The sequence below is a fragment of the Flavimobilis rhizosphaerae genome (assembly GCF_014852685.1).
Lineage (GTDB): Bacteria > Actinomycetota > Actinomycetes > Actinomycetales > Cellulomonadaceae > Flavimobilis > Flavimobilis rhizosphaerae.
This window is the reverse complement of sequence record NZ_JACZDF010000001.1, coordinates 573,144-590,334: the sequence shown is the minus strand read 5'-3', so window position 1 is coordinate 590,334 and position 17,191 is coordinate 573,144. Positions and strand designations below refer to the sequence as shown.

Below are 17,191 nucleotides of genomic sequence, written 5' to 3'. Positions count from 1 at the left end.
GGGCACCCTAAAGGTAGGATGTTTCAGCACCCACCCTCCCCGGCCCGGAAGGCCGGGCCTTCGCGGAAGGAACCCCCAGTGCCGCAACACGGCCCGGCAGGCCACCACGACACCCCTCGCCCGATCGACCGGATCACGAGGCGCGCTCTCGTCGTCTGGGGTGTCGCGCTCCTCGCCTACGTCCTCGCCGTCGCGGCCCGCTCGTCGCTGTCCGCGACCGGCGTCGAGGCCGCCGTCCGCTTCGGCACGACCTCGTCCGCGCTGTCGTCGTTCGCGGTGCTCCAGCTCGTCGTCTACGCCGGCCTCCAGGTGCCCGTCGGCTCGTTCCTCGACCGCTTCGGTCCCCGCCTCTCGCTCACGGTCGGCTGCGCGCTCATCGGCGTCGGCCAGATCCTCCTCGGCCTCGCCGACTCCGTGCCCGGCGCCGTCGCCGCCCGCGTGCTCGTCGGCTCGGGCGACGCGTTCGTCTTCATCCCGGCCGTGCGCCTCCTGCCCGCCTGGTTCCCCGCGCGCACCGTCCCCGTCGCCACGCAGGTGACGGGGCTCGTCGGCCAGCTCGGCCAGCTGCTCTCGCTCGGTCCGTTCGTCGCGCTCGTCGCCCTCCACGGGTGGACGGCCGCGTTCGCGTCGGCCGGGTCCGTGACCCTCCTCGCCGCGGTCCTCGTCGTCCTCGTCGTGCGCGACGCACGGCCCGTCTCGATTGACATCGACCTCACGGACCGAGATCCGGGGTCCGGCACGGACCGGACGACGGACGAGGCCCCGCCCGTGCTGCGTGACGCGGTCGTCGCACCGACGCCCGACGCCCCGTCGCTGCGCCGCACGCTTCTCGACCCCGGGACCCGCGCGGGGTTCTGGCTCCACTTCGTCTCCGCGATGCCCGCGTACACGTTCGTGCTCCTCTGGGGCTTCCCCTACATGACACGCGCCGAGGGACTCTCGGACGAGACCGCGCTCAGCATCCTCTCCGTGTACGTCGCCTCGTTCGTCGTCGTGAGCCCGCTCGTCGGCTTCCTCTCCGCCCGCTGGGCCGAACGGCGCCTGCGCCTCGTCCTCGGCGCCGTCAGTGTGCAGGTCGCGGCCTGGGCCGTCGTGCTCGGCTGGCCCGGGCCCGTGCCGGCCGGCGTTCTCGTCATGCTCGTCGTCGTCATGGGCGTCTCGGGGCCCGCGTCGCTCATCGGACTCGACCAGGCGCGCGCGACCGTACCGCTGCGCTCGCAGGGCGTCGCGACCGGCATGGTCAACGCGGGCGCGTTCGTCGCAAACCTTCTCGCGATGGGTGTCCTCGGCGTCGTCCTCGACCTCGTGGGAGAGACGAGCCCCGCGCTGTTCTCCGACCGCGGCTTCACGCTCGCATGGCTCTCGCTCGCGCCGATCCTCGTCGTCGGGGTGGTCATTGCGGTGTTCGAGGACGGGCGGCTCCGCCGGCACCTCGAGACGCTCCCCCGCGCCTGACGTCCCGCACGAGGCTCAGCGCGCGCCGAGCGTGACGGCCTGCCCCGTCGCGGCCGCACGGTGCGCGGCCGCGACGACGTCGAGCGTCACCGCCGCGCTCTCGACGCTCACCGGGACGGGCCCGCGTCCCGCGGCGGCCTCGGCGAGCTGCGCGTAGAACGCGCCGTGGTCGCCGGGGACGAGCGGCACGTCGCTCGTCGTGGTCCCCTCGGGACCACCCGTCGTGAGCGTCATCGTGCCCGCGGGGGTGCGCACGCCCCACAACGTGCCGTCGTCCGTGAGGCCGTCGCCCACGGGGCGGCGACCGGCCCGCAGCGCGACCTCCTGCGGGTCGAGGCCCCACGTCTCGACCTGGCCGTGGGCGCCGACGACACGCAGGCGCGGCCCGGGCACCGGCACGAGCGCGCTCACGGCGAGGTGCGAGCGCGCCCCGCCGACGTGCGTGAGCGCGACGAACGCGTCGTCGTCCGCGCCGACGCCCGCACGGCGCACGTCGGTCTCCGCGTAGACCGTCGCGACCGGACCGAGCACGTCGAGCGCCTGGTCGACGAGGTGTGTGCCGAGATCGTGGAGCAGCCCCGGCAGGTCCGCCGGGTCGGCGGACTCGCGCCAGCCGCCGCGCGGCACGGGCCGCCACGACTCCCACCGGGCCTCGTAGCGGAGGACCTCCCCGAGCGCTCCCTCGCCGAGGAGGCGGCGCAGCGTGAGGTGGTCGTCGTCCCACCGACGGTTGTGGAACACGGTGAGGAGGGCGCCGCGCGCGTCGGCGAGCTCACCGAGGCGTCGCAGCGTCGCCCCGTCGGGCGCCGCCGGCTTGTCGACGACGACGCCGAGGCCTCGCTCGAGCGCGGCACGCGCGAGCGGTACGTGCGTGCGGTTGGGGGTCGTGACGATGACGACGTCGACGCCCGCCCGCCACAGGGCGTCGGTGTCGGGCAGGACGCGCGCCCCGGGGTAACGGCAGCGGATCTCCTCGGCGGCCGCGGCGCGGCCCGTGACGACCGCTGTGAGCTCGAGCCCTGGGGTCGACGCGACGAACGGCGCGTGGAACGCGGCCCCACCGAGCCCGTAGCCGAGGATCCCGACCTTGACCGCTGCCATGCGCTGCCTCCTCATCGTCGTGGACGTGCGAGGCCATCCTCGCACCCGGCCTGCACCGGCGGGCCGCTCCAGCGTGTGCGGGGCTAGGGTCGACGGGTGAAGAGCCTTCGCCGTCCTGCCCTGCGGCGCACCGCCGTCGTCCTCACCGCCGTCCTCGCCCTCGCCGCGTGCGGCCCGCAGGCGCCCGAGGAGCCGGCCGCCCCGTACGTCGCGGACGACGGCAGCTACCACGTGCCCGTGCTCGCGCGCGACATGCGGTTCCACCCGCAGGAGATCGCGGTGCCCGACGGTCGCAGCCTCGTCATCGAGCTCAAGAACGTCGACGGCATGCCGCACGACCTCGTGACGGCGAGCGGGATGCAGACGCCGCTGCTGCCCCGGGGGGAGACGGCGACCCTCGTCGTCGGGGTCGTCGACGGCACGCTCGACGCGTGGTGCGCCGTCACGGGGCACCGCGAGGCCGGCATGGTCATGACGATCACCGGCTGACGCACCCGTCGACGTCGACTCTCTTGACACCAAGACGTCCGCACACGCTGCCGCACCCCCGGGGACACGCGTCACCCGCACGAATCGAGGACCAACGGCCTGGGAGCGCGGGGACCATCGGCCCGCTCTCCCCGCGAGCGGGGTGGGATAACTGAAGGTGAGAGCACCGCAGGACTCAGAGAAGGGCATGACGATGCTGGACGTCCTCGTCGTCGGAGGCACGGGCCTCCTCGGCTACCACACCACCCGGGAGCTCGTGCGTCGCGGCTACCGCGTCACCTCGCTGTCGCTCCCGCCGGTGCCGGCGGACGGCCTCTTCGACGACCTCGGCGGTGAGCCCGTCGTCGAGCTGCTCGGCGACATCACCGAGATGTCGGACGGCGAGCTCGCGAACCTCCTCGCCGGCAAGCACGCGGTCTTCTATGCGGCTGGCGCCGACGAGCGCGTCGTGCCCGACGCCCCGTCGGCCCACTACTTCTACAACGCGAACGTGCGCCCCACGCAGCGCGTGGCCCGCGCCGCCCGCCGGGTCGGCGTCGAGCGCTTCGTGCTCTACGGCTCCTACACCGCCGAGTTCGGCGAGCTGTGGCCCGATCTCGGCTACCGCACCCGCAACGGCTACCCGCGGACGCGCCTCGCGCAGGAGGAGGTCGCGTACCTCGAGGGCGACGGTGCCATGGCTGTCATGACGCTGCGTCTGCCGTACATCTTCGGCCAGATGCCCGGCCGCATGCCGCTGTGGGAGATGTTCGTCAACCGGGTCGCGGCGACCGAGGGCGCGGTCCACGTCCAGCGAGGCTCGACGTCAGCCGTGACGGTCCGCCAGGTCGCGCAGGCCGCGGTCGGCGCGATGGAGCAGGGCGAGCACGGCGGTCGCTACGCGATCAACGACTACAACCTCTCCTACCGCGAGCTCAACGAGATCATCTGCGCCGAGCTCGGTCGCGACGTGTCCGACGTCGTCACGGTGCCGCTCGAGGCAGTCCTTCCGGCGATGGAGCAGTACGACGCCGCGACGGCGGCCGCAGGCAAGGAGCACGGCATCCGCCTCGTCGACGCCGCGGTCTTCCAGGACCGTGCCGCGGTGACGGATCCCGCGGTCACGCAGGATGTGCTCGGGATCGTCCACGAGGACGTGCGCGCGGAGATCGTCGCGACGATCCGCACGATCATCGCGCTCCAGAAATCCTGAGCACGCGCCGACGGCGCCGTCCCCGGCAGGGTGGGGACGGCGCCGTCGGTGTGCGCACGCGCTACTCGAAGGGCGTCGGGTCGCCCGAACCGACGCGGACGACGACCGGCGCGCCGTCGGAGAGGTCGACGACCGTCGTGGGACGGGCCTCGGTCTCCTCGCCGTCGTCGAGGACGGCGTCGAGCTCGTGGTCGAGCTCGTCCTTGATGACCCAGCCCTGCGTGAGCGGCTCGTCGTGGTCGGGCAGGAGGAGGGTCGACGAGAGGAGCGGCTCGCCGAGCTCGCGCAGGAGCGCGCGGACGACGGGGTGCTCGGGGATGCGCACTCCGACGGTCTTCTTGCGCGGGTGCGCGAGGCGGCGCGGCACCTCCTTCGTCGCGGGGAGGATGAACGTGTACGGGCCGGGCGTCGCATGCTTGACGGCACGGAAAGCCGCGTTGTCGAGGTGGACGAGCTGGCCGAGCTGGGCGAAGTCGGAGCACACGAGCGTGAAGTGATGCCCCTCACCGAGGTGGCGGATGCGCCGGATGCGGTCGGCGCCCTCGTGGTTGCCGATCGCGGCGCCGAGCGCGTAGCCCGAGTCGGTCGGGTAGGCGACGATGCCGCCGTCACGCAGGAGTGCGACGGTCTGGGCGATCGCGCGCGGCTGGGGATCGTGCGGGTGGACCTCGACGTAGCGTGCCATGACCCGAGCCTACGTCGAGCGGCCCTCTTGCGGGAGGAACGCCCTCAGCGGAGCTCGGCCACGAGCTCGAGGAGATCGGGCGCCCAGCTCTCCCACGGGCCGAGGACGTCCGTGCGGGGACCGAGAACCGACGCGACGATCGCCTCGATCGCCCGTGCGCTCGCCCGGCCGAGGTCGATGCGGTCGGGGTCGAGAAGCCACTGCACCTGGAGCCCGTCCATGACGGCGAGGATCGCGGCGGCCGCGAGCTCGACGTCCTCGGGGACCGCGGTGCCCTGCTCGGCGCACATCGTCGTGAAGGCGCGCACGGTCTCGTCGCGCAGGGTGCGGAACCGGCCCGTGAAGTAGGGTCGGCCAGGGTTGCCCTCCGTGACGGACTCCGCGGAGAGCACGGCGTACGCCTGGACGATCCCGGCGCGGCGGGCATTGACGAACGCGGTGCGGACGAGGTGACGGAAGAGCTCGATGCCGTCGGGCATGTGCTGGTCCGGCAGGTCGACGACGTCGTCGGTGTCCCGGTGCTGGAGGACCTCGAGGAGCAGGGCGTGCTTCGAGCCGAAGTGGTGGAGGACGCCCGCGTGCGTCATGTCAACCTGCTCGGCGATGTCGGCGAGGGAGGCGTTGGTGTAGCCCTTCGCCCCGAACGTGCGCAGCGCTGCGTCGAGGATGCGCACGCGCTTCTCTCGCGTCTCGGCCCGCATGCCTGTCCGTCGACGTGCTTCTGCCATGTCCGTCCAACCCTGTGTCGCCCCCTGCGGCGCGGCGAGCGCGCCCTGTCGTCGCCGATGGTACGCGTGGCGGTGCCGTTCCCGCACGGTATCGGGGTCCCGCCACGGCGTGCGACCCGGTGGGTGAGGGGGGTGGGCGCTCACCCCCGCGCGAACGCCGCCATGACCGCGCGGTCGAGGTCGCGGTGCGTGGGGACGAAGCCGTCCGCGAGAAGCCGGTCCGGGGCGACGTCCTGGTCGGCGAGGAGGAGGTCGTCGGCCGCGTCGCGCAGCGCGAGCCGCAGCACGGGCCGCGGCAGCACGAGAAGGTGCGGGCGGTGGAGCACGCGGGCGACGGCACGCGTGACGTCCTCGCTCGTCGAGGTTGCGGGGGCGACGAGGTTGACGGGCCCGGCGAGCGTCGACGACGTGAGGAGGTGGATCATCGCTCCAACCTCGTCGTCGAGCGAGATCCAGGGCCACCGCTGCTGACCTCCGCCGATGCGCGCCCCCGCGCCGAGCCGCGTCGCGAGCCGCAGCGGTGCGAGCGCCCCGCCCGGGCCGAGGACGAGCCCCGTGCGTGCGAGGACGACCCGCGTCGTCCCGGCGGCTCCGGCGGTCGCGGCCTCCCACGCGTCGACGACGTCCGCGAGGAAGCCCGCACCGCGTGGGGAGTCCTCGACGAGCCGCTCCCCCGGCCGGTCGCCGTAGATCCCGACGGCCGACGCGTTGAGCCACACGGTCGGCGGGCTCGGGCTCTCGGCGACCGCGTCGGCGAGGAGCGTCGTCGTGAGGACGCGCGACTCAAGGATCGCGGTCCGTCGGGCGTCGGTCCACGGCAGCTGCGCGAGCGGCGCGCCCCCGAGGTTGACGAGAGCGTCGCACGCGGCGATCTCGTCGTCGGGCACGTGGCCCGCATCTGGGTCCCAGCGCCGTTCGTCCGCGGCCCGCGGCTCCCGTCGGACGAGCGTCCGGACGTCGTGGCCCTCGGCCCGGAGGCGCGCGACGAGCCGCGCACCGATCATGCCGGACGCTCCGGCGACAAGGATCTGCATCGTCCCTCCTCCTGGTCGCGGCGCGACCGTCCCACCACCCTGCCTCACGCACGACGCCCCGCACCACGGGTACGGGGCGTCGGACTTCCGAGCGCGGATTCTCAGGCGCTCACGGGTTCGTCGCAGCGCGTGTCGGCGTCGGGCGCGTAGATCGGGCGCGACGGCGGCAGCTCGTCGCCGCGCAGCGCCCGGAGCAGCGCGAACCAGGCGGGTACGAGAAGAGCGACAGAGCCGAACCACGCGAGCGGGTTGCCCCAGGCGACGCCCGCGAAGCCGAACATCCCGCCGAGTGCGATCGCTGCGGCGACGCGCATGACGAGCTCGATAACGCCCGTCGCGGTCGGCACGAGAGTGCGCCCCATGCCCTGGAGCGCACCGCGGAGCGTGAAGAGGACACCGAGCGCCCAGTAGAACGCGCCGTTGATGACGAGGAACTGGTGGGCGAGCGCGACGACCTGCTCCTCGCCGTCGCCGACGAACGACCGGATGATCGGTGCGCCAGCGGTGATGAGGATGCCGGCGAGGACGATCGAGACGCCGATCGACATGAGAGTGCCCTCGCGGACGCCCTGGCGGATGCGGTCGGGGAGCCCGGCCCCGTAGTTCTGGGCGGCGAACGTCGAGACGGCGAGGCCGATCGAGGCGAGGAACGCGACGGCGAGCCCGTCGACGCGGGCGGCGGTCGTCCAGGCGGCGACGGCGTCGGCGCCCATGGTGTTGAGCCGCACCTGCACGGCGAGCGCGCCGATCGCGATGATCGACGCGTTGAAGCCCATGGGCAGGCCGATGCGCAGGTGCTCGAGGAGGTCGGCACGCGACGCACGCAGGTCAGCGCGCCTGATGTGGAGCGCGGGGATGCGGCGGCGCACGTGGTCGAGGCACAGTGCGACGGAGAACGTCTGGGCGGCGACGGTCGCGAGGGCTGCGCCGGCGACGCCGCCGTCGAGGAGGGCGACGAAGACGTAGACGAGCCCGATGTTGAGGACGCACGCGATCGAGAGGAAGACGAGGGGCGTGCGGGAGTCGCCGAGCGCGCGGATGATCGCGGCGAGGTAGTTGAAGTACATCGTCGCGAAGCCGCCGAGGAAGCTGATGACGGCGAACGTGGTGGCGTCGTCGAGCAGCTCGGCGGGCGTCTGCATGAGCGTGAGGAGGGGGCGCGAGAGGGAGGCGCCGATGATCATGACGACGACGGTCGCGGCGCCCGTGAGGACGACGCCTGCGCCGACGGAGCGACGGACGGCGGCCGCGTCGCCTGCGCCGAAGGCCTGTGCCGTGGGGATCGCGAACCCGGACGTCATGCCCCACGCAAAGCCGAGGAGGAGAAAGGTCAACGCGCCGGTCGAGCCGACGGCGGCGAGAGCGTCGACGCCGAGCTCGCGTCCGACAACCCAGGCGTCGGCAACCTGGTAGAGCTGCTGGACGACGTTGCCGACGAGCAGCGGGAGCGCGAAGAGCAGGATGACGCGCCAGGGGGTGCCGGCGGTGAGTGCCTTGGACATGACGGAACTCCGGTGGAACGGGGTATGCGGGGGCGAGGAGCGGTACGGTTCCGGTCCGTCGGTCGGCGGCTGCGCCGTTCCGACGAGCTGCCGGGCTGGTCGAGGGCTGGCGGCACTGCGGGTCGTAACGTTTCGATTCTATGCCCGACCCTCCCCTGCCCGTCCAGCCCTTTCGCCTCCCGACCTGCGGCGAAGACGTGTGACGTCGGTCGCGCCGCGAGACGGACCGACCTCGGTCCGGGCAAGCCGAAGGGCCCCTGGCTGGGATATTCTCCCAGGCCAAGGGCCCTTCTTTCGTAGCGGGGACAGGATTTGAACCTGCGACCTCCGGGTTATGAGCCCGGCGAGCTACCGAGCTGCTCCACCCCGCGTCGGTATCTCTACTCTACGTCACGGTCGACGGAGGGCCAAATCGAGAGCATGTGACGACGCGCACCCCACGGCGGGCACGAGGCGTCCACGTCTGTCGGAGCCCTGGGAACGTCACGGATCGTAGGGCCGCGCGTCCCGCAGCACACTGCCCCACCATGTGAGCTGCCGCGCGAGCTCGCGCACCGCCGCCGCGCCCCGCGTCGGGACGACGGCCCCGTCGACGACGGGCAGGTCCCACGCGTACGGCAGGCTCACCGTCGCCTGCAACGTCACCGCGTGCAGCTCGGCAAGCACGGGGCGCAGCTGTTCGACCGCCCGCAGTCCGCCGGACACGCCGCCGTAGGCGACGAAACCGACGGGCTTGGCGTGCCAGGGCGTCGTGAGCGAGTCGATCGCCGTCTTGAGCACGCCGGGATAGCCGCGGTTGTACTCCGGGGTCACGAGGACGATCGCGTCGGCGACGTCGATGCGTTTCGCGAGGACGTCCGTGTCACCACCTCCGTCGAGCGCGTCGGGGAGGACAAGGGTTGCGAGATCGACGACGTCGATGTCGAACCCCTCACCGACCTGCGCGCAGAACCAGCGCGCAACAGCCTCGCCGACACGTTCCGGTCGGACGCTCGCCACGACGACCGCGAGCCGAATCGCGGTCACGCTGCAACCTCCCGTGCATGGAGGAACGCCAGCAGGGCGTCGATCTCGTCGCCCGTGAGCTCGAGACCGAGGCCCCGCAGCGTCTCACCCATCTCGTCGTCCGCGACCGTCCGCGACTCGACGGGCCGCCCGGGCACGACGACGCGGTGCTCACGCCCGTGCAGCGAACGCTCGCAGTCCTCGTCGACCCGCACGACGTGCAACGTCTGGACGAACGGCGAGGTCGGCGACGTCGACGTACCCTCGTTGGCGACCGCGAGATCGACGGGGTAGATCGGTTCGTCGGTGAGCGTCTGCTCGGTTCGCCAGCCCGCCCCTGCGTCACGCCGGAACCGTAGGTAGCCGTCGCCGCCACGCAGCATCTCGAAGCCCCAGACACCCTGCCGGTGCGACCCGGCCTCGGCGAAGGGGATCGGTTCAAGCAACCCGGACCCGTACCCCACGTCGGCGAACCACGGGGCACCGTTGATCGTCACCCGCAGGGCCGCGTGCGCACGGGGTCGGGGATGCTCGAGAGGTTCGCCCGTGCGCACCAGGAGCCGTTCGACGACGTACCCGAGCCGCGTGAGCGCTGCACCGAGGAGCAGCGCGTGCTCGTAGCAGTAGCCGCCCCGGCGGGCGCCGACGAGCTTGGCCTCGATCGCGTCGAGGTCGAGCGACACCCGTCGCCCGAGGACGACGTCGAGGTTCTCGAACGGGATCGACGCGACGTGCGCACGGTGGATCTCCCGGAGCGCATCGACGCTCGCGGTGCGCGGACGGACGCAGCCGATCCGGTCGAGGTAGGCGTCGAGGTCGAGCCGGCCGACGGTCCACCCGTCGGCCGCGGGCGCGTCAGGCGTGGTGTCAGTCATCATCGCCCTCCCGTGGCACGGGCATGCCCGGTGCTCCCCCGGACGACAAGCTCTGTCGGAAGCAGCACGTGGCGCTCGTCGACATCCGGCTCGAGGAGCATGCGTGCCATGAGCCGACCTCGGTCCCGGACAGGTTGCCGCACGGTCGTGAGGTCGAGGTCGGTGGCGAGAGCGCCGTCGTCGAACCCCGTGACGGAGAGGTCGCGTCCAGGCACGATCCCACGCGTCCGCAGCTCGTCGACGATCCCGCCTGCGAGCGCGTCGCTGTCCGCGAGGAGGGCGGTGGGGTCGGCGAAGGAAGGATCGTCGCTGAGCGCGAGCGCGGCGGCCGCACGCCCGGACCCGGTGTCGTTGAAGCCACCCGTGACGACACGGACGCGCGCCCCCGGACCGAGGCCCTCGCGGAAGCCCGCGAGCCTGTGGCTGGAGTACGGGAGAAGCGCATCTTCGTCGGTGACGTCGCGCGCCACGCCGGACGGCCCCGGGGTCGCGAGGACGACGACGACGTCACGGTGCCCGAGTGCGGCGAGGTGCGCGCCGATGGCGCGCGCGCCTGCGACGTCGTCGATCGCGACGCTCGAGCTGAACGCTGGGTCCGCGGTCGAGCCGACGACGGGCAGTCCACGGTCGATGAGCACACGGACTGCGGGGTGGTCGCCTGCCAGGCCGTCGACGATGACGCCGTCGACGAGCGCGTGGCGGATCGCGTCGAGGGTGTCACGCAAGCCGTCCTCGTCATGCGTGCGGGCACGTTCGGCGGCGTCGAGGTCGAACGGTACGAGCGTCATCCCGGCGCCGCGTCGCTCGGCGATCTCGGCAACTCCTGTGAGCAGCTCAGCGAAGTAGTGGTCGCGGAACACGTAGGACATCCCGACGGGGACGACAACCCCGATCGAGCCGGCACGGCGTGTCTTGAGCGAGCGCGCGGCGGGGTCGGGCCCCGCGTAGCCGAGCCGCTGCGCGACGTCGAGGATGTGCGCCCTCGCGTGCGCGGAGATCCGGTCGGGACGGTTGAAGGCGTAGGAGACAGCCGCGGCGGAGACCCCGGCGGCCTCGGCGACGGACTTCAGCGTGTGTGCCACTCACCCTCCGTGTTATTCGATTAACACGGCGACGATAGCGACGGGCCTCCGCCGCGTCAAGCACGAGGGCCGGCCGCCCCGTACGGGACGACCGGCCCTCGCCGTCGTGCACGAGCGCCAGTCAGGCGCCGGCCTTCTGCGCCGCGATCGCTCGCGAGATCGCATCCTCGAGCCGCTTCTGCGCCTCGCCGTACGCCGCGAAGTCGCCGCCCTTGAGCGCCGCGTCGGCGTCCGTGATGGCCTTCTCAGCGTCCGACAGCGCCGTCGCGAGCTGCTCCGCGGGCGTTCCCGGAGCGGGCGCGGTCGTCGGCTCGCCCGTGGGCTCGTCGGTCGGCGCGTCCGTCGGCTCGTCCGTCGGCGCGTCGGTCGGCACGTCCGTCGGCGGAGCCGTCGGACCCGGGTCCTCCTCGTCGGTCTCCGCGCCGGAGTTGCCGCCGAACACGTCGTCGAGCGCCTGCGCGAGCGTGTCACCGATCCCGACCTCGTCACCGAACGACACGAGAACCTTGCGCATGAGGGGGATCTTCGTGCCCGACGACGACTGCACGTAGATCGGCTGGACGTAGAGCAGACCGCCGCCGACCGGCAGCGTCAGCAGGTTGCCCGAGACGACCGTCGCGTTACCGACCCGCAGACCCGTGATCGCGTCGGCGATCCGCGCGTCCGTGTCGAAGTTGTTCTGCACGTTGCCCGGTGCGGGCACCGCGTTGTCCTTCGGCAGGTTGAGCAGACGCAGCGTCCCGTAGCCCTCGCCGATGACGCCGGCCTGGTCACCGGCCTCGGCATCGGCAGACAGGTAGCCCGTGAGCACCTGCCGCTGCCCAGTCGTCGTGCCGCCCGGGATGAACGTCGACATGAGCGAGAACGACGGGGTGTCCTGGCCCGGCATCTGCATCGTCAGGTAGTACGGCGGCTGCAGCGGCGCGTTGGTCTCCGCCTTCGACGTCGGCTCGTTGGGCGTCTGCCAGAAGTCGGCGCTCGAGAAGAACGCCGTGGAGTCCGTGACGTGGTACTTCGCGAGGAGCGCACGCTGGACCTTGAAGAAGTCCTCCGGGTAACGGATGTGGCTCATGAGGTCGCCCGAGATCTCGCTCACCGGCGTGAACGACGCCGGGAAGATCTTCTGCCACGTCTTGAGCACCGGGTCCTCGGTGTCCCACGCGTAGAGCGTCACGGAGCCGTCGTACGCGTCGACCGTCGCCTTGACGGAGTTGCGGATGTAGTTGACGGTCTGCGGCACGACCTCGGCGACGAGGTTGTTGCGCGCCAGCGTGTCGTCCGTCGCATCCTCGAGCGACTGCTGGGTCGCGTACGGGTACTGCGAGCTCGTCGTGTACCCGTCGACGATCCACTTGACCCGGCCGTCGACGACCGCCGGGTACACGCGCGAGTCGAGCGTGAGGTACGGGGCGACCTTCTGGACGCGCTCACGCGGGTCCCGGTCGTAGAGGATCTGCGACTCCGACGTCACACGGTCCGAGAAGAGCAGCTGCTCGTCACCGAAGCGCACCGCGTAGAGGAGCTTGTTGATCGGGTTGCCGATCGACGGGCCCGCCTTGACCTTGTCGGTCGGGAACGTCGTCATCACCTGTCCGGCCTCGTTGTCCGGATAGTCGACCTCCCAGTTCCCGGTGCCCTCGGGCGCCCCGACGATCGAGTACGTGGGTGAGTTCTGGCCGAAGTAGATGCGCGGCTCGTACTCGCCGAGCTCGCCGACCGACGGGATGCCGCCCTCGAAGAACGAGGGCTGCCCATCCTTGTTGACCGCGTTGCCGTACGCCGCGACGACCCCGAAGCCGTGCGTGAAGACGGTGTGGTCGTTGACCCAGTTGCGCTGCGCCTCGCCAAGGCCCGCCTGGTTGAGCTCGCGCACCGCGATGACGGTGTCGCGCTTCTCGCCCGCGATCTCGTAGCGGTCGACCTGGAGCGACCTGGAGAACGAATAGTACTGACGGTTCTGCTGAAGCTGCGTAAACGTCGGCGAGACGATCGCCGGGTCGAGGAGACGGATCGACGCCGTGGTCTCGGAGTCCGCGCGCAGCGCGCCGGCTGTCGCCGTCGTCTTCGCGTCGTAGTCCGTCACCTCGACCTTGTCGATGCCGAAGGCCTTCCGCGTCGCGTCGATGTTCCGCTGGATGTACTCGGACTCGAGCTCCTGCGCGTTGGGTCGCACCTGGAACCGCTCGACGATCGCCGGATAGATCGCGCCGATCGCGACGGCGGAGACGATCATGAGCCCCACGCCGATCGCGGGCAGCTTCCAGTTGCCCCGCACCGCCGTGACGACGAAGAGGATCGCGACGAGCACCGCGACGCCCGCGAGAATCGCACGCGCCGGGATGACCGCGTTGACGTCCGCGTACGTCGCACCCGTGATGCTCTTGCTCGAGCTCAGGAGGATCGAGTAGCGGTCGAGCCAGTAGTTCGCGGCGAGCAGGAGCATCCCGATCGCGGCGAGCACCGAGAGGTGCACGCGCGCCGCGCGCGTCGTTCGGGAGTCGCCTCCGACGGAACCGAGGCGGATGCCCCCGTAGAGGTAGTGCATCGCGGCCGCGCCGAGGAGGCTCACGACGACGATCGCGAGGAGCGTCGAGGTGACCATGCGCAGGCCCGGGAGCGTGAACGTGTAGAAGGAGACGTCGAGCCCGTACTCAGGGTCCTTGACGCCGAACGACTGGCCGTTGAACCACAGCAGCACGGTCTCCCAGCGGGACGACAGCGCGCCGCCCGCGAAGAGCCCGAGGAGCGCGGGACCGCCGAACGTCACGAGCCGCCGCAGCGGCTCGACCGCCTCGCGGTACTGGTCGAGCGTCGCCTGCTCGGGCGTCGACGGCGCGTACACGGGACGGTTGCGCCACGCGAGGTGGAGGTTGAGCCCGACAGTCACCGCCATGAGGAGGAAGCCGACAACGAAGAGCCCGACGCGCATGCCCCACTCCGTGAGCAGGACACGCTCGAAGCCCAGCTGGTTGAACCAGAGGACCTCGGTCCAGAAGCGGGCTGCGAGGACGACGACCGCGACGATCGCGGCGATGACGCCGACGGTGACGCCGAGCGGGCTGACCTTGCGACGCTCGCCCGGCGAGGAGGGACGACGATCAGCAGGTGGACGTGTGAATGCCACAGTTTCTACCTTCTTGACGAGAGACGTTCTCCCTCGCCCAACGCCCCGGGACGCGCGGAGGTTCCCGCTCGGTTCGGCAGGCTCCCGACGCGTCCGGCAGACTGGAGCGATGACCACCGAGGGAGCACGCGAGCACACGCTCGAGGAGCTGACGCTGTCCGAGACCATCCGCGAGATCGAGCAGCACGTCGCACGCGGCGGCTGGGACGGTCCGCCACGCGTCTTCGCGATCATCCGCACGAAGGAGGCGCTTGAGTCGTCCCCCGAGCTCGCGCAGCAGATGCCCGAGCTGCCGGCGCAGGTCGAGGCCAACGAGTTCGCGATGCTCTCGATCGAGCAGGAGGACCTGCCCCCCGCGGACACGCTCGAGGAGCTGCTCGGCTCGCTCGCCTGGCCCCCGACCGTCCACGGAGCGGCGCTCGTCGTCGAGCGGGTCATCGTCCCGCCCGAGGCCGAGGTCGGGATGCCGTCGAACCCCGACGAGGCGCTCTCCTACCTCGCGGAGCACCCCGAGCGAGAGGACGTCCGCCTCGCGGTCGCGGTCCTGCGCGACGGCCCGTCGTGGTGCGCGATCCGCACGCGACGCAACGACGACCCCACGCAGGTCGCGCTCGGCCCCGACCTCGTGCCGGGGCTCGTCGCAGCGCTCACCGCGACGTTCGAGGACTGACGCGCCCCGGTCGGTCCGGGCGAGGTCTCCCCGCCCGGACTGACCGGTCGAGCGCCATCAGGAGCAGGTCGGGAGCGACTCGCCGCGGCCCTCGCCGATCGCGACGACCGCGTCGTATGCGCCCTCGAGGGTACGGACCTCGACCGCCGTCATGCCGTCGGGCACGTGGCCCGCGGCCTCGACGCAGTTGCCCGACGGAACGAGGAACCAGTCCGCGCCGTCGTCGGACGCGCCCCGCATCTTGTACGTGATGCCGCCGATCGGGCCGACGTTGCCGTCAGTGCTCATCGTCCCCGTGCCCGCGATGATCTGACCGCCCGTCTCGTCGACGGGCGTGAGCATGTCCATGATCGCGAGCGCGAACATCATGCCCGCGCTCGGACCGCCGACGTCGTCGATGTGCATCGTCACGACGGGGTCCGTCTCGAACGAGCGGTCCACGGACACGCCGAGGTACGACCTGTCGGCGCCGACCTGCGAGCCCGCGGGCGCGGGCGAGGTGACGACCTCGAGGTCCGTCGGCGTCCCGGCGCGCTCGACGCGCAGCGTCACGGCTGACCCGGGCACGACGGCGTCGAGCATCTCGCCGAGGTGCTCGAAGGACGTGATGGGCGTGCCGTCGAGCGCGAGGAGCACGTCGCCGACCTCGACGACACCCTGCGCCTTCATCTCCGGGTCCGTCGCGACGGCCGTGAGCGTCTCGTTGACCGTCCGGCCGAGCGCACGCAGTGCCGCGACGGTCGCCGACTCCTGGCTCGTCACCATCTCGGCCTGGCTCTGCTGCGTCGTCTCCTCGGTCGTCGTTCCCGCGGGGAAGAGCGCCTCGACCGGGTAGACGCCCTCGTCGGGGTCGATCCACGCGCGCACGAGCCGCAGCACGGGGACGTGCGCGTCCCTGTTGCCGAGCGCGGAGACCGTCGTGAAGCGCAGCTGCCCCGCCGACGGGAATGTCTCCGCGCCCGTCACCTCGATGACGGGCGTGCCCGTCGTGTCGAGCGTGTCGAACGTCGGCCCCGGCATCCGCACGACGTATCCAGTCGGCAGCGCGACCATCGCCGCGATCGCGAGCGCGGCCGTCACGAGCGCGATCGTCTGCGTGAGGACGCGTCGGGTGAGGAGCGGAGGCTGCGGCGGCTGCGGCGGCTCGGCACCGGATCGGTCGTCCTCGGGGAGCTCGTCGAGCGGGGTGTCGTGGCGCACGCCGTCCATCATCCCCGACGTCGCTGGGAGCGGGTCACAGGTCTCATCCCGTCGCCGCTCAGCGGCGGCGGACCTGCCGCATGACGGCGGCCGTGCCGAGGAACGCGACGGCGGCGCCGACCGCGCCGAACGCGGCTGCGTCGCGACCGTGGACGCGACGCCCCACGAGCGCGGTCCGCCCCTCGACGCCCGCGAGCAGCTCGCGCAAGCACTCCTCGTTCGACCGGGTCGGCTCCCAGCCGAGCGCGAGAAGGCGCTCGGGAGCGACCGTCCACGGGTGGACGACGAGCGCGAGGTCGGCGGCCGACGCGGGCAGCAGCCCGGCTCGGTGCAGGCGCTCCGCGATGCCGAAGGCCGTCGGCGCGGGCAGGTCAACACGACGCATCCCGGACGCTGCGACGACCGCGTCGGTCGAGAGGGGGTCCGGGGTCCCGACGACGACGGAGCCGTCGACGTCGTGGTCGAGCACGGTGCGCACCGCGGTCGCGAGGTCCTCGGCGTGGAGGAGCTGCCACTCGCGGTCCACGCCACGCAGCGTGAGCAGCCACGGCATCTCGAAGTGACGCGTGATCATCGTGTCGACTCCCGGGCCGACGACGGGCGCCGTCCGGACGACGGTCACGGGAACCCCGAGCTCCCTCGCGGCCTCGACGACGTGCGTCTCGAGCGCGGCGGTGAGCGCCGCGGTGCCCTCGGGCTCCGTGAGCGGGACCGCGTCGTCGCCGTGGACGCCGCCCCCGGGCAGCGCGCCGAGGACCGAGGCCGACGAGACGACGACGACCCGGTGGACAGAACCCGGCCGGAACTCGGCGACCTCGCGTGCGATCTCGGCGTCGTGCTCCGCGAGCCAGGCCCCGACCCGGGACGGCGGCATGGGGTCGAACGCGCCGCCGTCGACGACGACGACCACGTCGACGCCCCCGAGCACGGGTGCGTCCGGCTCCGCGTCGAGAAGCCGTGCGAGCGTGTCGACGACGGGGCCGCGGCCGCGCAGCACGGTGCGCCGTGAGCGAACCTCACCCTCCGACATGGCTGCAGCCCCTTCCCCC

General features: G+C 72.1%; 15 protein-coding genes and 1 tRNA gene. 4 read left to right on the top strand and 12 right to left on the bottom strand.

The genetic code is table 11. From position 1 onward, the window contains the following. Positions 1–78: 78 nt before the first annotated feature. Positions 79–1,455, top strand: a complete 1,377-nt coding sequence (locus IGS67_RS02525; RefSeq protein WP_192277478.1) for an MFS transporter — start codon at positions 79–81, stop codon at positions 1,453–1,455. A 15-nt stretch (positions 1,456–1,470) separates the two neighbouring features. Here the strand turns inward: IGS67_RS02525 and IGS67_RS02520 are convergent, their stop codons facing one another. Beyond that, entirely contained in the window at positions 1,471–2,556 is a 1,086-nt protein-coding gene (locus IGS67_RS02520) for a Gfo/Idh/MocA family protein (protein ID WP_192277476.1), read from the bottom strand. A gap of 96 nt (positions 2,557–2,652) precedes the next feature. On the opposite strand from IGS67_RS02520, the gene IGS67_RS02515 reads away from it, so the two are divergent. Together IGS67_RS02515 and IGS67_RS02510 are read left to right on the top strand one after the other, a co-directional pair. Next, positions 2,653–3,045 (top strand): cupredoxin domain-containing protein, encoded by a 393-nt coding sequence (locus IGS67_RS02515; RefSeq protein WP_192277474.1) that lies wholly within the window; start codon positions 2,653–2,655, stop codon positions 3,043–3,045. Between the two features lie 187 nt (positions 3,046–3,232). Further along, the gene (locus tag IGS67_RS02510) at positions 3,233–4,237 is read left to right on the top strand and encodes an NAD-dependent epimerase/dehydratase family protein (RefSeq protein ID WP_235977484.1); all 1,005 of its coding nucleotides are present in this window, start codon (positions 3,233–3,235) and stop codon (positions 4,235–4,237) included. Positions 4,238–4,298: 61 nt separating this feature from the next. Here the strand turns inward: IGS67_RS02510 and IGS67_RS02505 are convergent, their stop codons facing one another. The 9 genes from IGS67_RS02505 to IGS67_RS02465 form a co-directional block, all read right to left on the bottom strand. Next, positions 4,299–4,922: an L-threonylcarbamoyladenylate synthase gene (locus IGS67_RS02505; RefSeq protein WP_192277472.1), complete on the bottom strand. Its 624-nt coding sequence runs from the start codon at positions 4,920–4,922 to the stop codon at positions 4,299–4,301. Positions 4,923–4,966: 44 nt separating this feature from the next. Further along, on the bottom strand, positions 4,967–5,650 hold the full coding sequence (locus tag IGS67_RS02500) for a TetR/AcrR family transcriptional regulator (protein WP_192277470.1): 684 nt from the start codon (positions 5,648–5,650) through the stop codon (positions 4,967–4,969). 140 nt (positions 5,651–5,790) lie between these two features. Next, positions 5,791–6,684: a TIGR01777 family oxidoreductase gene (locus IGS67_RS02495; protein ID WP_192277468.1), complete on the bottom strand. Its 894-nt coding sequence runs from the start codon at positions 6,682–6,684 to the stop codon at positions 5,791–5,793. 101 nt (positions 6,685–6,785) lie between these two features. Then, entirely contained in the window at positions 6,786–8,186 is a 1,401-nt protein-coding gene (locus IGS67_RS02490; protein WP_192277466.1) for an MATE family efflux transporter, read from the bottom strand. A 297-nt stretch (positions 8,187–8,483) separates the two neighbouring features. After that, positions 8,484–8,557: transfer RNA gene (locus IGS67_RS02485), tRNA-Met, on the bottom strand. A 112-nt stretch (positions 8,558–8,669) separates the two neighbouring features. Further along, positions 8,670–9,212, bottom strand: a complete 543-nt coding sequence (locus IGS67_RS02480) for an NADPH-dependent FMN reductase (RefSeq protein WP_192277464.1) — start codon at positions 9,210–9,212, stop codon at positions 8,670–8,672. After that, a complete protein-coding gene (locus IGS67_RS02475) occupies positions 9,209–10,066 on the bottom strand; it encodes an arylamine N-acetyltransferase family protein (RefSeq protein ID WP_192277462.1) in 858 nt (285 codons plus the stop codon). The genes IGS67_RS02480 and IGS67_RS02475 overlap by 4 nt, the downstream gene beginning before the upstream one ends. After that, positions 10,066–11,148: a LacI family DNA-binding transcriptional regulator gene (locus IGS67_RS02470; RefSeq protein ID WP_192277460.1), complete on the bottom strand. Its 1,083-nt coding sequence runs from the start codon at positions 11,146–11,148 to the stop codon at positions 10,066–10,068. The genes IGS67_RS02475 and IGS67_RS02470 overlap by 1 nt, the downstream gene beginning before the upstream one ends. A 121-nt stretch (positions 11,149–11,269) precedes the next feature. Next, positions 11,270–14,272 carry a UPF0182 family membrane protein gene (locus IGS67_RS02465; protein ID WP_328741370.1) on the bottom strand — a complete coding sequence of 1,001 codons (3,003 nt, stop codon included), beginning with the start codon at positions 14,270–14,272 and terminating at the stop codon, positions 11,270–11,272. Positions 14,273–14,381: 109 nt separating this feature from the next. On the opposite strand from IGS67_RS02465, the gene IGS67_RS02460 reads away from it, so the two are divergent. Beyond that, on the top strand, positions 14,382–14,942 hold the full coding sequence (locus IGS67_RS02460; RefSeq protein WP_192277456.1) for a PPA1309 family protein: 561 nt from the start codon (positions 14,382–14,384) through the stop codon (positions 14,940–14,942). 57 nt (positions 14,943–14,999) lie between these two features. Here the strand turns inward: IGS67_RS02460 and IGS67_RS14265 are convergent, their stop codons facing one another. Beyond that, positions 15,000–16,142, bottom strand: a complete 1,143-nt coding sequence (locus IGS67_RS14265) for a YlbL family protein (RefSeq protein WP_192277454.1) — start codon at positions 16,140–16,142, stop codon at positions 15,000–15,002. Positions 16,143–16,200: 58 nt separating this feature from the next. Beyond that, entirely contained in the window at positions 16,201–17,172 is a 972-nt protein-coding gene (locus IGS67_RS02450) for an NAD-dependent epimerase/dehydratase family protein (protein ID WP_192277452.1), read from the bottom strand. Between the last annotated feature and the right edge of the window lie 19 nt (positions 17,173–17,191).